The following is a 15,009-nucleotide window of genomic DNA, read 5'->3' as shown; positions in this document are numbered from 1 at the left end:
ATACGCTTTTGTTTGTATCCCTTGATGGGCACTGTGGGTTCACTACGCTGATTTTTCTAACAAATGGGCAACCACCTTGATAGCCTCTTCAAATTCAAAGTCTTCAATCAGATCAATCAACCGCTTGCTGGTCGCCTCGTCCAACTTATGGCTAGCAGCAAGCTCACGCACCTGTTCAACTGATTGCATATCACAACTAAGCAGCAGTGCTTCAAGCTGAGTAAAGTCCTCTTTCGTTACCTTTAAACTAACCACATTTGTTCGCTTAGTTAAAGGCGTATCTTCCTGATTTAGTTCACTCAGCTGCTTGTGTAGCCCCCTCAGGAATTCAGTCAGATGCTCTACCTGGTCCAACTCGACTTGCTCACCGCTGCCAATCGCTTTTTCAATCTCTGCGGCGCGTTTTGATAAGTCATCCATGCATAAATTGGCACTTGCGCCCTTCAGAGAGTGGGCAATACGCTCAGCATGTTCGAGATCACCTATGACCAGCGCCTGATTCAAATTAATAGTTTCCTCAATTTGGTTTCTGGCAAATTTCTTAATAATGCTCCAAAACGCCTTGTCATTGCCGCCCAGCCGCTTTATAGCGCGTTCAACATCTACACCAGCTATCTCTATTTGCTCATCGTTTTTCGCTTCCTTGCCTTTATCAAACTGCACTTCAGTTTGCAGCGCAACAGGTTCAGTAGGCTCAGATTGCTTATATAAGTGACAGCGTATTGTTTCTGCCATTTGATTGAAGTTGATTGGTTTACCAATATGGCCATTCATTCCGGCAGATTGACACTTTTGAAGATCTTCCTTCATAACGTTTGCTGTCATTGCGATAATTGGTAATGCGTTAAACTGACTGAGCTTTCTGATGTACTTTGTTGCAGAATACCCGTCCATAACAGGCATTTGTATATCCATCAGTACGATGTCAAACGCTTGTGCCTTAATCATTTCAACCGCAACCTGACCATTCTCAGCGATGCTCACCTGAAGGTTTAACGACGACAGCATTTCTTTGGCGATTTCCTGATTTGTGCTGTTGTCTTCAACCAAAAGTACATGCTGCTGCTCAAATAAAAGCGCGGTGTTGTCGACCTTTTTATACGACTCATTGCCCCCTTGCTGCTCCGACAGCTGAAAAGACTCCATTATCGAATTCAGTAGCACAGACGCATTCACAGGCTTCAAAATGACCGAGTCAATAAGTTCATGCACCTCTGAGTTCATACCAATATCCGTTCCATATGCTGTAACAAGCACATACTTAGGTTCTGTTTCCAGCTCTAAAGCCCGAATATGTTTAATCGCATCAATACCGCTCATATGCGGCATTTTCCAGTCCATAAAAATAATGTCATAACCCCCGGCTTGCGCAAGCTCGACGGCACCGGAACCACTGGCAGAGCACGTCACCTGAAACTTCATTGCTTTAAGCAAATTAGTTAAAATGGCCCGTGCACTTTCATTATCATCGACAACCAGCGCTTGCTTACCCGCAAGCTGACTGTCAGGACAAATTACATTGGTGAGTTTAGCCGATTGTAAGCCACTCTTTATGGTGAAAAAGAACTCAGAGCCTTTCCCCTGCTCACTGTGAACACCAATAGAGCCCCCCATGAGCTCCACAAGCTTTTTGCAGATACTCAGACCAAGTCCGGTACCACCATACTTGCGTGTGATTGAACCATCTGCCTGTGAAAAGGCCTGAAACAACTTATTTTGCTGCTCGCGAGACATGCCAATGCCCGTATCTTTCACTGAGAACTTTAAGGTTACCTGGTCTTCAATTTGCTCAGCGGCGGTCACCGAAATAGTAATTTCACCCTGCTCAGTGAATTTAATGGCGTTACCACACAAATTAATCAGGATCTGCCCCAGGCGCAGGGGATCGCCAACCAGGCTAATTGGTACATCAGGGGCGATATCTAGCAACATTTCCAGGCCTTTCTCTTGCACCCGAATCACATTGATGTTGACCACATTGTCCAGAACCTCTTGTAAAGAAAAGTCGATGTGCTCAATTTCAAGTTTACCTGACTCAATTTTGGAAAAATCTAATATATCGTTAATGATCCCCAGCAAACTTTTCGCGGCTTGATCTATTTTATTGATATAGCCCATCTGTTGCGGGGTAAGATCGGTTCTAAGCGCCAAATGGCTCATTCCGATAATGGCATTCATCGGGGTTCGGATCTCGTGGCTCATATTTGCCAAAAACTCCCCTTTTGCGGTACTCATTTCATCGGCTTTATCCTTAGCCTGCCTTAATTCTTGCTCCATTTGTTTGCGTTCTGTCACGTCAAGCAGCAAACCGACCACGCCTGCAAGCCGATTTTCAGCATTGGTAAATAACGCCTCATACACAATGAAATTTCTGGGGTCGCCTTCTGCATTCTCGATTGTTATTTCATAATGGTGGTTTGACTCTCTGTCGATTAAATCCTGATGGGATTGCTCAAAAACCTGAGCAATCTCATAATCGAAAATATCCTCAGCCGTGGCGTCCAACACATCGGCATCGAAAGTTCCAAAATATTGATTAAAAACGCTATTTACGCCTAAATATTGGCCTTCGCTATTTTTGTAGTACATTGGGCTTGGGATGGCGTCGAGAATTTTCTTATTCAACTCCAGCTGCTCGACAATGCGCTTTTCTGCTTTAGACTGTAGGTCAATATTCTGGGTCAATTGCAAGCTCACCGCCAGGTCATTAATAACCGATTTAACCCACTTGTAGTCCTGCTCTGTCAGTTCAACCAGGCTGCCTAATTCCAATAACCCGATACTGTCGTTACTCACTACCAGCGGAAAGTAATACAGCTCACTAATAGAGAGCTTTTGTCCGTTCAACTCGATAGCATATTGCTCTTTTTCAAACTTCATAGAGTAGGGCTTTTGAGTGCTAAGAACATGAAAGTGAATGGAGTCATAATTGCTGTATGTTGTGGCGCAGCTACTGCTATAACCTGTTCCGGCAACTCGGTTAAGTGCTTTCTGATCTTCAAATACATATAAGCCAAGTAAAGGAACGGATAACCGCTGCTCTAGAAACTGTAACAGCTCTTCACCCAGATCATGCGGACTTTTCTTGCCTCGCAATGCAAGGCCAAAGTCCTTCATAATAGTGTTAAACTCAAGTTGCTCAGATAGGTCATTAAGCAGCTTGTTCATAGACATAGAGAGTTCCGACAGCTCCCCTTTTACGGATTCATCAAGCGTAAAATTATAATTACCTTGCTCCACATTGCTGACTACCTGCTTTTGGATAGAGGCTACGGGGTTAATATACAATTTCCACAGCAGATAAAATGACAATGCGATATTGATGAGTAAAATCAGATTAAATATGTTTCTGAACATATAAGCAGCGCTGAGACTGTCTTGATGGCTTTGCAATTCATTATTAAGGCGTGTTGCAATGGCCCTGTGCGCCTCGCCAATTGCGGTCATAATTTTTGATTTTTCGGCTAAAAACGTATCGCTGAATAAAATCTTCTGCGCGCTTGTTAAATCGGGTTCCCCTCCTTCCACCCAATTCCCATACTCATCCCGATAGATCCCCTGAATGGCATTGAACGCCTGCCTTTCTAACCCCACTAATCCATTCGACGTGGACAGGGCATTTTGCATTTGCAACAGCTCAAAATCTTGTGCCCCAAGTTGTTGGAAGCGCTCGATAATATTATGCCCGTCTTCTATCCGCTCTAACTTTGGCAAGCTGGCATGAGGTGACGCGAGATTATCCCAATAATCGAAAGTATTGGCGCTTTGCGCTTGCACTTTGCCATCCCGTACAAGCAAAACAAACTGAAACAACTGCTGCCATTTTTCATCGCCGGTTACCGCATAGGCACGGGCAAAATTGGTTAAGTTATCCGAGCTGAGTTTCAATTCATGGGCAAGTTCGGTAAGCTGAAATAACTGTGCTTGCTTCTGTGATAGAGCATTGACCTCTGTCCTGACAAAATGCGACATTAAGCCGATCCCACAACTCACAACCAGCATCATTAAAAAAGTGATAAAGAAGCTAGCTCTTAAGCTTTTCATTACACTCAATCCCTATTTGGCGTTTCACTAATAATAGACCTATATTTCTGAGTACGTCGTGCAATCGTGCAATCGTGCAACATAGTGGTAACAGAGGCTATGGAAGAACTAAAGACCGTGCTGGTAGTAGATGATGTGAAAGAGAACCTGGCTTTCATGGCGGAAATTATCAAAGACAAATATCGTGTATTGGCAGTAAAAAGTGGTGAAGCCGCTATTAATCTTGTTGAGAACAACCAGATAGATATTATTTTGCTGGACGTTGTGATGCCACAAATGAATGGCTACGATGTCATCAAATATCTGAAGTCACATGAGTCTCACTGTGAAATTCCGGTCATCTTCCTGACCGCAAAAACCAGCGTCTCAGATGAAGAAAAGGGCTTTATGCTGGGTGCATGTGATTATATCAACAAGCCAATTAGCCCCCCCATCCTGTTGGCTCGCCTAAATACGCATCTGCTAAACAAAGAATCGAAAGATATTCTTAAAGACAAAAACAATTACTTAGAAGAAGAGGTCCAGAAACGGACCGAGCAAATGTCGCAGCTGCAGGACGTCACCATTCAGGCAATGGCAAGCCTTGCAGAAACCCGGGATCAGGAAACCGGTAATCATATTCGTCGTACACAGCTTTATGTCAAGTTGCTCGCCACCATACTCAGTGGCAAAGAAAAGTATAAGCAGATACTGACCCCCGAAGTCATCAATATTTATTACAAATCTGCGCCATTGCATGATATTGGCAAAGTAGGCATACCGGACAATGTACTACTCAAACCAGCCCGGCTTACAGCAGAAGAGTTTGAGATTATGAAAAGCCATACCGTGTTTGGCCGTAATGCTATCGAAACGGCCGAGTCAGCGCTGGGCCAGACAGACAGCTTTTTACAAACAGCAAAAGAGATTTCTCATTATCACCATGAAAAATGGGATGGCTCAGGTTACCCCGAAGGGCTCAAGGGAGAAGATATCCCACTCAGTGCCAGACTGATGGCCATTGCCGATGTTTATGATGCGCTCATCAGTCGACGAGTTTATAAAGATGCCATGGAACACAGCGACGCAATTGCGATTATGAAAGAAGGCCGTGGTAGTCATTTTGACCCCGAACTATTAGATGAATTTCTGGCACAAGAAAGCGCATTTTTTAAGATTTCTCAACAATACCGGGACTAAGATCGAACGGGGGACTTATGCCTTACTCAATTTTATTGGTGGACGATGATGAGGTAAACCATGACATCGCAATGACCATGCTGGGCGAAACACATAGCTACTTTTCGGCATTTAATGGGGAAGATGCACTGACACTGTTCAGTGAACGAAAGTACGATGCTGTTTTACTGGATGTCGTTATGCCGGGAATGAACGGCTACGAGGTTTGTCAGGCAATTCGCAAGGCTTCAAGTCATAACGATACCCCGGTTTTATTTGTGTCATCCAAAGACTGTATTGACGACAAACTGGAAGGCTTTAAGGCGGGTGGTGATGATTACATCACCAAGCCATTTGATGCAGACGAGCTGGCTTTCAGAATCGAGCGCCTGGTGAAGTACAGCAATGAAATAGACACTTTGAAAGTAAACTGCGAAGCCGCTGAAGAAGTCACAATGACCGCCATTACCAGTTGCAGCGAGCTGGGACTGTGCCTAGAGTTTATTGAAAATACATATCGGTGCAACACGCTCTCAGAACTCTCTACGGCCATCCTGTCGCTGTGTCAAAACCTTAACCTGAAAGCGTCCGTGCAGCTCGGGTTACTGGGAGAGTTTCGAGATTTTAGCAACTTTGGCGTAATTAACCCGCTTGAGCGCGAATTATTAAAAAAAGGCCGCGAGAGCAAAACCGTTATCAATATTGAAAAGCGAAGCTTCTTTAACAGCGCCTATTGCTCCTTGCTGGTTAAAAATATGCCCACAGACGACGAAGAGAAATATGGGCGCTTCAATGACATTCTGGCTCTGGTCGTCAGAGGGGCGAATGCCAGACTAAAAAGTCTGGAGAGCAATGTTCAGGCTATTCAGGCAAAAAACCAGGGCCTTAAGGAGCTTAGCCAGATTGCCAGCAAAGATTTAGAAAGTATCGAGCACATTTTTAAGCACTATAATGAATCGTGTCAGGAGCTGATTGAACGACTTATCTTTGATATCGAGGAGTCAATGCTAACCTTTGGGTTCAGCGATGCGCAGGAGCGGACAATTCGCGAAACCCTCGACGGAGCAAAGGACGATTTACAACAGATACAAGCACATTCAGAAGACATGTCGACAACCTTTAATGACTTTTTTATCAAGCTGGATAAGCTAATCGATTAACGCTGAGGGTAATATCAGGGTTAAATGCATCATGGCACTCAGAGTTTTCACATCGAAAACGAGTGTCATGTTAAGCAAAGAAACCGCATACACCAGCGGGCTCAAATCAGGATAGCGACTTGCTCATTACAACCACATCCACGCCACGATAATTCACTCGCTCCTGTGCCTGCCAGCCTAAACGCTGGTAAAGCCCACCGTCTTGTTGTTCGGTTTGTAAGTGTAGTTCCCGAACACCAAAAGACTGAGCCAACTGCTCGATTCTTTGTACCAATACAGAAGCGACCTGCTCACCTCTTGCGTGAGGTGCGACATACACACCTCCCAGCCAATGCGTTTTATCCGGGTAAATGGTCATTTCGTGAAAGCGCAGGTGAGCAACGCCAACAGGTTTGTTTGCCTGCATTGCCAGCAACGCCAGTGGGATAGCATCTTTTTGCAGATACCCTGCGAGCTTATCTTCAAACGAGTTGACTGTAGCGCCAGGTGCCAACGCCCCCCACTCGTTGAAATACCAGTGAGCAACCAGCGCCGTCAACTCCGGTCGTTCGGCAAGAAAACAAAATTCCAATGTCATCATTCCTTGTCTGTTTGTTGAATAGGTCAACTGTCTCAATATTGATACAGACTTGCAAGAAAGTAATAACTGCGTGCTTTTTGTCTGTTTGTACTAAACATTCAAGGCTTATCAACGTCGAAAATTTGCATCCGGAATGCCGACTAAATCAATTCCCTGATGAATATTTTAATATAACATCAAATGGCCTTTGTAATTAAAAGTGCACCTTTCTCATGGCTGGCAAGATGTGCCAGCCTCACATTTTTTAGGACAGACTATAAAAGGAAAGTAAGTATGATCTCTAAGTTATTACCAAGCTGTGCTTCAGCGTTATGTGTGAGCGCCACGCTGACACTCGGACTTCTCCCCGCTTTCTCTGCCACCGCAGCGACGCAAAGTGGATATTGTGAAATATCCAGAACCCAACCTGGCGCGCCGCCTATGAGTTGGGACAACAATGACTACGTGACAACCGCCAAGTATTCTGTCTTTGGCGCTGAGAGCTGTGAAGTCCCAAACAATGCGACCATCACCAATATTCGCGCGAGTTTTACTGCCTATGCGGATAGACAAGTACTGACCCGGGGCCTGCTGCTGGGCGATTATATTCTCACAGTTAGCGCATCTTCTCCCTATTTACCTAATCCGCTAACGGGTCAGGTAAAAGCCATTATGTCGGCATACGGTGCAAACTCATTAGGATCTTCGACAGTTAACCTGCCTTTTAATGGTACTCGCTTAGATAATCTGTCATTCACCCTGAAGGCACAGCTGAGCAACAGTGTGAATTTACGATGTGCTAATAGAAACCCGGCTGAGTGCGAAGACTATATGTATTTCGAATACACCATCGGCGTTGATTATGAATATGAAGTGCCCGGCGTGCCTGATGCGCCAGGCTGGATCAATGCCTCGGCCTCCGGTAACAGCGTGAATGTGAACTGGGAACCTGTCAGCGGTGCAACTTACAAAGTGGCCATTCAATATAACAACAATAGCTGGACAGATTATCAATATATTCCAAGTCCGGCTTCAGCGTCCTACATGAGTTGGCAAAACTTAAATGATGGTAATCGTCGTTATCGCGTCGTCGCTTGTAATAGCTATGGCTGCTCTCAACCTTCGCAGATCTCAAACACAGTTACAGTGAGCTCAGGTTTGGGTACGCCCAACGCGCCTTACGCCAGATTAAGTGGCAATACAATCATTGTGGATTGGAACGATGTACCCGGTGCCTATCAGTATGTACTTTCAATCAAGTACAACAACAATAACTGGACTGACTACCGGTTCTACAACGCACCAAACACGTCCAGTATCTCCTGGTCAAACTTAGGGTCAGGCAACAGGCAATATCGCGTCAAAGCGTGTACGCAAAGTGGCATTTGCTACAACGCATCACCTGCATCTAACGTTGTAAGTAACTAACACTTTAATCCGCGTCGGCTACCAACCTCAATGCTTTGAATGAAGGTTGGTAGTCGCCATTGAGTAATGAATTAGCCTGCAATTAAGGAGCGTTGAAATTTGTTAAGCTATATAAGTCGGCTTTTCTTCAGAATGAGTGACATAATTTTCGTTTATTCTATAGGTCGCCTTTCTAATCTGGTTGTGCTTGAGTAAGGGGTTTAGCAGTGGTAATTTATTTGCTTCGTTATCGCAATGAATGATGCGTATATAGGGCTGTTGAAAGCGTTAACAGGCCTGAAGTAATGCCAGTACGCCCGTCATTTTTACAGGGAATAAGCGTTAAATGTTATGGCCACAAACAACAAATTAAAAAAAGTGAAAGCTGGCAGGGATCACATTGCCGACAACTTCTACAATGCACTGAGCCTTTCAGATATGGCACAGCACGCGCATATCTCTCCCTACCATTTTTTACGGGTTTTCAAGGACACTTATGGCGAAACGCCCAATGAATTTTTGATCCGGCTCAGAGTAGCACACGCAAAGAAACTGCTGATTACCGAAAACCACAGTGTCTCAGAGGTTTGTGAGCATGTGGGTTATTCAAGTCTTGGTAGCTTTTCTTCTTTATTTTTAAAGCAAACAGGCATGGCACCGACTTTATATCGACGCAAACTCTGGGCCTTGTCGGCTGAGCCATTTTGCTTTCCCGCTCAGGCCATACCGGCCTGTTATGCTCGTCACTTTTTAGGCAAATAGCGCAATATTGGAGAAACCTTTACTGGATTTTATCTATACAATAAAGGTGAACTCACAACAAGGAATATGAAGATGATCACATCCATAGCGCATGCCACAATATATGTACTAAATCAGGACGAGGCGCTTGATTTTTATAAAAATAAGCTTGGTTTCGAAATCGGTGATGATATGAAAGTAGAAGGCGGTTTCCGGTGGTTAACTGTCTATCCGAAATCGAATTCACAGCTCCAACTGGTATTAGCAGAGCCAAAAGAAGGGCCCATGTTTAACAAAGAGGCTGCCGAAAAAATACGTAGTTTAATTGCAGAAGGCGCATTCGGCGCGGGCGTTTTCGAAACGGAAAATTGCCAGCAAACATACGAAGAGCTTGTCGCCAAAGGCGTGGAATTCATTCAGCCGCCAACAGAGCAATTATATGGCGTGGAAGCCATGGGTCTGGACAACTCCGGAAACTGGTTTAGTTTGGTACAAAGATAAAACCAGATCACTAAGTAAAGTCAGCAAGTCGCGCCATGCGGCTCTGCTGCTTTGCCTTGCATATATTAAGCACCTAAGAAGTGCTCGCTATTTTATGTCTATCACTCTCCGGGCTCTGGCTGCCTACATGATTTTCGTGGTAATAGCCGCTCCACCAGCGGTCTTTGATACACACTAATACCAATTTGCTTAATTAAGTGGTCTATTTTGAGGCGAGAAAATAGGGTCGATAACAAGGCAAAAATTTTGCTATTTAGTTGTTCTAAATAAGAAATTTTTAACGCTGTTAGCGTCCTATTTGCTCCTTCAAATAGACCAGGTATTAAGTGAAATTGGTATAATACACCTAATGTAACAACAGCACATTCAAATCCGCCGGTTTTCCATCGCTGACAGATAAAACCTTATGCGCAACCAAATCGTGCCCTGTCCTGCGAAAAACTTGTCGCTGCGCGTTCAGGCAGCAAATCAACTTGTTAGGCTAATATTACTATTTCGTTACATTGCTAACCAAGATTTAATAGCCCCTCGATCTCGCGAGTATCAAATGCACCCATTTTATATGGGTACTTATCCTAAACAATGAACGAAAACAGCCGTGCTGCCTGGTATGGCTGGGGGATTAGTATGACTACTTTACACGCAAGATATAAAACCTGGCTGATTAAATTCAGTGGCTTAGCGCTATTACTTGTTAGCCTGGGCATAAAAGCAAATAGTGACTGGATCATTGGCTCCGGGATCTATGATATTACCGGCCCGGCCGCCGATCGGGGCATGGTAGGGTATGGCGATGTTGGGCAGACCACCAAAGGGATACACACACGCCTCTGGTCTCGTGCATTTGTAATTGGTAAACCAAACTCCAATCAACTTGTCACCTTTGTCAGTGCAGACCTGCAAAGCATTACGCAAGGAGTCCATCAGGGCGTACTCAAGAAAATTGCCAGTGACCCGCTGATTGCACCACTTTTTAACCAAAACAATGTGATGCTTAGCGCAACTCATGTTCATGTGGGACCGGGTGGTTATGATCACAACATCATGCTTAATATGAGTGCGCTGGGTTATGACGAAGACAATTACAACACCATAGTCAACGGGATATACCAGTCTATTCGTAACGCCTATCTGAGCCGAGGCTTGGGCAGTATCCACATCAATCAGGGGCAATTGTCTGGTGCGGCGGTTAACCGTAATTTGACTGCATACAACCAAAACCCGGATGCCGATGACTATGACACTCAGATAAATGAAACCATGACCTTGCTAAAGCTGGTGAAGAGCAATGGCCAGGAGATTGGCATGATCAACTGGTTTGGCGTACACAATGTGTCGAGCAACCAGAGTCAGCGCCTTATTACCGGAGACAACAAAGGGGTTGCTGCCCAGCTGTTTGAAAAGCACAAAGGGGCGAACTGGCCACTTTCGGGTCAGTTTGTCGCTGCCTTCGCAAACAGCGAAGAAGGGGATGTTTCGCCCAATGTATGTGGACCGGAAGATGGCTGTGCAGGCAAAGGTAACAATGAAGCAAACGTCGCGCTATCAGCAAACAAGCAATACAGCAAAGCGCTGAGCCTTTATAACAATGCAACAGACGCACTCAGTGGCGCATTGGAGGTACGTTTTCAGTACGTAAAACTGCCAGGGTTAAACGTTTTGGGTCAATACACGGGAAATGGCGATCAACGACTATGTGAGGGTGCCATTGGATTTTCAATGACAGCCGGAGCAACCTATGACGGCCCGTCTGGCCAGTCGGGTGTATTTGAAGGCATGACACAAGACAATGAAGGATCAAGCTGGGATCGTAGTACAGTAATAGGTGCTGTTGGCGGTGCGTTTAAGTTCATTAATGATTTTGCTGGCCTGCTCGGCTTTGATAAAAACGTGCTGGGCAGCAAAACCCATGAGGCATGTCAGTATCCTAAACCCACCTTTTTACCCACAAAATTGGGCTCCGGCGCACACCTGTATACAGATACCCTACCCTTCCAGCTCTTTCAGATTGGTAATATAGCCCTTGTGGGTATTCCGGGAGAAATGACCACCATGGCAGCACGCCGCCTGCGGAACGATTTACAGACAGCACTTGCCCCTCGTGGCATCACCACTGTGGTCTTTGCCGGGCTGGCGAATGCTTATGGCGGGTATATCACAACCAAAGAGGAATATCAGATCCAGTATTACGAAGGCGCACATACCCTGTTTGGTCAGTACAGCCTGGCAGCCTATCGGCAAATTTTTAGCGGGCTTGCCAATGCTTTGGTACACGACGATAACCTGGACACAGGCCCAAGCCCGCTGGACTGGTCAAATAAACAAAAAGTTTATGCCATTGGTGTAGTTTATGATGACAAGCGGTTGTGGGAGTCCTTCGGGCAAACCTGGAGCGATGCCAACAGCAGCTACGTGCGTGGTAATACGGTTAAGGTGAAGTTTCGCTCTGGCCATCCTCAGAATAACTTTAAAACGATGTCGAGTTTTATGGAGGTACAGCGATATGAAAACGGTGGCTGGTCAACTGTCTTAACTGATAATGACCTGAGCACTAAGTTCACCTGGATCCGCGATACCGCCGCTGACTGTATGGCCTGCTCATTTGCTCAGTTGGAATGGACTATCAACCCGGATATGCCCAGAGGCACCTACCGTATCAAGCACACAGGTCACTGGAAAAGCGGTTGGGGCGGCAAGATACGCAGTTACTCAGGGCAGAGTCGCTCATTTACAGTGAACTAATTTTGTTTATTGCCCGGCCATGTTTTACATGGCCCTTTGCAAACCAACGCTTTTGTCAAATTCAATAACCTTCATCAAAACACCCGTCTGATCTGACTTTCCCAGCATCTTCGCTCCATCGCCAGTATACCCAACCTGAACTCACCCAGTTTTACATCGTTAATTCATGACAACATCGGATATACAAAATTTCTTGTTCCCCCTATCATCAAACTAAAAACTTGAATGTTTACTCTATTTGGAAAAACCTGACGCAAAACAATCACACCTCAGTGCTTAATCTAAATGACTAAAAACCACTATGACAACACAAAAAACCAACGCAGAAAAAAGCACAGAAGCTTTCATCAGCACACTTTACCGTGAAGCCGCACGCATACCACCCAATGAGTATCGTGTATGGGCTTTAGGGCAGCTATCCCGGATCATTGACTTTGATGCGGCATTTTGGGGCAGCGGCAACAGCGCAGATATTCACTTTCATTATGTTTGTCATCTTGGTTTAGACGAACAATATGCCCACCATTTGCAACAAACACTAGCCATTAATCCGATAAAAGAGGCGGTGATCAATAACCTCGGCAAACCGGTCAATATGCAGGATGTCTTCGCCGATGATGCCTTTTATCAGTCCGAATTATATCAAAAACTGTTTAAACCCTATGGCATTGAACGCATTTTGGCTGCGGGTCATTTTGATCAGGGCAATGGCCTGTATTCATTGATCAGTTTATATCGCTTAGACCGCCAACATGTTTTTACCGAGCAGGAACGCCAGTTACAGGAGCGACTGGTATTTCACCTGGTCAACGCCGTCTCTCACGCCTTTTTTCTGCACTTGCGAGTTGGCAGTGCGCTGCAACAAACCCAGGATCAGGCTACGTCTGCTATTTGCGACAGTAACGGGTGTTTCCACCAAGCGCAGCCGCGCTTTGTCGCGTTAATGAATGAGTATTTTCCCAATCGTACTGGTGTCACCCTGCCCTTTGCGATAGGCAAAGACCAAACCACCGTGGAGGTTAATAATCTGGCGGTTTCGTTTCGTGCGCTTGGTGAGCTGTTTATGGTCACGCTCAGACTGCCCGGTCCGCTCGACACCCTGAGCCAGCGCGAAAGCCAAATTGTTGAATGGGTATGTAAGGGTCTGACTTTTAAGGAGGTTGCCAAGCAGCTGAATGTGGCTCCTTCAACCGTGTCTAATCATTTATACCGAATTTACGACAAGATAGGGATAAACAGCCGCAGTGAACTGGCACAACTGGTGGATAGCCAGCGCTCAGGGTGAAGTGAGATAGCGTCATGGGCAGAGCGGGTATTGACGCTAGCCGATAGATATGAGTACACCGAGCACTTCTCGCACTTTATTAAATCCTCCCGGGTAGAGAGCCGAGTGGTGTGAAGCAGATCCCGGGTCGCAAGCGCCCGGGATGACAAGGGTGTTGGTGTTAGATGGTGACAAGTTCAGATAGTTTTCGTTTTAAAAAGACTGGAACTTGTTAAACCCATTTATTAAACGTTGGATCAACCTGGTTTCTTTTCCAAAACCTCAGCATCAGCTGGTAGTTGCATCACTCTAGCCTGCTGTGGTAAATCAGGAGAGCGTACATGTGAACCGCCGTAGATATGCTTTGTAAGCTGCTTAATTAATATTTTCATAATTCAATCCCTCATTTTTCCTTTTGAACTAGCCATTGGGTAGTTCCTTTTTTCGCCTCATTTTCCATTATCTCGGCTCTTTGTCTTGCTGGTAAATCTGGAGAACGGGAGTCTCCTCCCATGACCAAACTCATTTGCTGTTTATCTAGTTTTTTCATAGTTAAGTTCCCTTGCTTCAGCCTTTTTTGCATAAGATAACAGGCACCCAAGCAATAACAGCTGAATAAATAAAACAACATTATCTCTTACGTACAGTTTGATGTAAGCGTTATCTATCCAATAGTGTTTATATGCTAAGACTTCAAGCCAAGTTACCAAGTTAACTACAACAGCCAGTGCGAACACCAGTAAAATCATACACTCTTGAGAAGACAGACTTTGTTTTTCATATACTTGAAGAAAAAATCTTACATCGGTTTTTCGATACAGAAATAAAGCCAAGTCTCTACGATAAACGATTGGTAATATAAATACAATGTTAACAAATGCCTGAAAAAGGTAATAATGGACTCTCCATTCAATAGTAATAGAGAAAACCGCTATGTTTACAACGATGACCGCCAAATAAGATAGAAAAAACCATCTTGCAGTAGGCACCTTCCAGCTTAATAACAACCCCAGCACAATAACAAGCGGCTGAGCATGATCAACGATTGTATAAATATCAAACATATAAGTTACTCCTTCTCCTGATCGTTCTCTTGAACTTCATCTGAATTCGGCTCAGCAAAATCCAACGCATTGGTTAGATCTTTACCAAATAATAAAAATACCTCAAACAGCTGTACACTGCTCATATCGGTTTTACCGGACTCATAATTGCTGATGGTGGCCTGATCAACGCCAAGCTTTTTAGCCAGGGTGGCCTGAGACCATTTACGCTCCAGGCGCATCCGCCTGACCGAGCTTTGAATATAGCGTCTGAATCTTTCCGTTTTGTTCCTTCTTGTTATGTTATTCACACACTTGTACCCTCTCCTTATACTGTGAGCGAAAAATACCACCCAACAACGCGCGCAAGCAACCAATTTTTAACATAAG

The 15,009-nt window shown here is 44.9% G+C and carries 13 protein-coding genes; 7 read left to right on the top strand and 6 right to left on the bottom strand.

Annotated elements, in window-relative coordinates; genetic code table 11:
* Positions 1-42 precede the first annotated feature (42 nt).
* Positions 43-4,044, bottom strand: coding sequence for a hybrid sensor histidine kinase/response regulator (locus PRUB_RS23865; protein WP_010380372.1), 4,002 nt, complete (start codon positions 4,042-4,044; stop codon positions 43-45).
* A 99-nt stretch (positions 4,045-4,143) separates the two neighbouring features.
* Here PRUB_RS23865 and PRUB_RS23860 point away from each other — a divergent pair, with 99 nt between their 5' ends.
* Together PRUB_RS23860 and PRUB_RS23855 are read left to right on the top strand one after the other, a co-directional pair.
* Positions 4,144-5,223 (top strand): HD-GYP domain-containing protein, encoded by a 1,080-nt coding sequence (locus tag PRUB_RS23860; RefSeq protein ID WP_010380370.1) that lies wholly within the window; start codon positions 4,144-4,146, stop codon positions 5,221-5,223.
* A gap of 17 nt (positions 5,224-5,240) precedes the next feature.
* Positions 5,241-6,362, top strand: a complete 1,122-nt coding sequence (locus tag PRUB_RS23855; protein ID WP_010380369.1) for a response regulator — start codon at positions 5,241-5,243, stop codon at positions 6,360-6,362.
* Positions 6,363-6,468: 106 nt separating this feature from the next.
* On the opposite strand, the gene PRUB_RS23850 is transcribed toward PRUB_RS23855, so the two are convergent.
* Entirely contained in the window at positions 6,469-6,939 is a 471-nt protein-coding gene (locus PRUB_RS23850) for a GNAT family N-acetyltransferase (protein WP_010380367.1), read from the bottom strand.
* A 276-nt stretch (positions 6,940-7,215) separates the two neighbouring features.
* Between PRUB_RS23850 and PRUB_RS23845 the strand changes: the two genes are divergently transcribed.
* From PRUB_RS23845 to PRUB_RS23825, 5 genes are all read left to right on the top strand, one after another.
* Entirely contained in the window at positions 7,216-8,349 is a 1,134-nt protein-coding gene (locus PRUB_RS23845) for a fibronectin type III domain-containing protein (RefSeq protein ID WP_010380365.1), read from the top strand.
* Positions 8,350-8,679: 330 nt separating this feature from the next.
* The gene (locus tag PRUB_RS23840; RefSeq protein ID WP_010380363.1) at positions 8,680-9,090 is read left to right on the top strand and encodes a helix-turn-helix domain-containing protein; all 411 of its coding nucleotides are present in this window, start codon (positions 8,680-8,682) and stop codon (positions 9,088-9,090) included.
* 72 nt (positions 9,091-9,162) lie between these two features.
* The gene (locus PRUB_RS23835) at positions 9,163-9,570 is read left to right on the top strand and encodes a VOC family protein (RefSeq protein WP_010380361.1); all 408 of its coding nucleotides are present in this window, start codon (positions 9,163-9,165) and stop codon (positions 9,568-9,570) included.
* Between the two features lie 627 nt (positions 9,571-10,197).
* Positions 10,198-12,312: a neutral/alkaline non-lysosomal ceramidase N-terminal domain-containing protein gene (locus tag PRUB_RS23830; protein ID WP_155946251.1), complete on the top strand. Its 2,115-nt coding sequence runs from the start codon at positions 10,198-10,200 to the stop codon at positions 12,310-12,312.
* A 301-nt stretch (positions 12,313-12,613) separates the two neighbouring features.
* Positions 12,614-13,597 (top strand): helix-turn-helix transcriptional regulator, encoded by a 984-nt coding sequence (locus PRUB_RS23825; RefSeq protein ID WP_010380356.1) that lies wholly within the window; start codon positions 12,614-12,616, stop codon positions 13,595-13,597.
* 236 nt (positions 13,598-13,833) lie between these two features.
* On the opposite strand, the gene PRUB_RS26660 is transcribed toward PRUB_RS23825, so the two are convergent.
* Genes PRUB_RS26660 through PRUB_RS23810 form a run of 4 tightly spaced genes read right to left on the bottom strand, consistent with a single transcriptional unit; the run spans position 13,834 to position 14,930 of the window.
* Entirely contained in the window at positions 13,834-13,968 is a 135-nt protein-coding gene (locus PRUB_RS26660) for a hypothetical protein (RefSeq protein ID WP_277925549.1), read from the bottom strand.
* 11 nt (positions 13,969-13,979) lie between these two features.
* Entirely contained in the window at positions 13,980-14,126 is a 147-nt protein-coding gene (locus tag PRUB_RS23820) for a hypothetical protein (protein ID WP_155946252.1), read from the bottom strand.
* Complete coding sequence (locus PRUB_RS23815; protein ID WP_010380354.1) at positions 14,110-14,640, bottom strand: hypothetical protein; 531 nt, start codon at positions 14,638-14,640, stop codon at positions 14,110-14,112. Before PRUB_RS23815 ends, PRUB_RS23820 begins: the two co-directional genes overlap by 17 nt.
* A gap of 5 nt (positions 14,641-14,645) precedes the next feature.
* Positions 14,646-14,930, bottom strand: a complete 285-nt coding sequence (locus PRUB_RS23810) for a helix-turn-helix transcriptional regulator (protein ID WP_052026407.1) — start codon at positions 14,928-14,930, stop codon at positions 14,646-14,648.
* Positions 14,931-15,009 lie beyond the last annotated feature (79 nt).

This window comes from Pseudoalteromonas rubra (assembly GCF_000238295.3).
Taxonomy (GTDB): domain Bacteria; phylum Pseudomonadota; class Gammaproteobacteria; order Enterobacterales; family Alteromonadaceae; genus Pseudoalteromonas; species Pseudoalteromonas rubra.
This window is presented reverse-complemented; position numbering and strand designations above follow the sequence as displayed.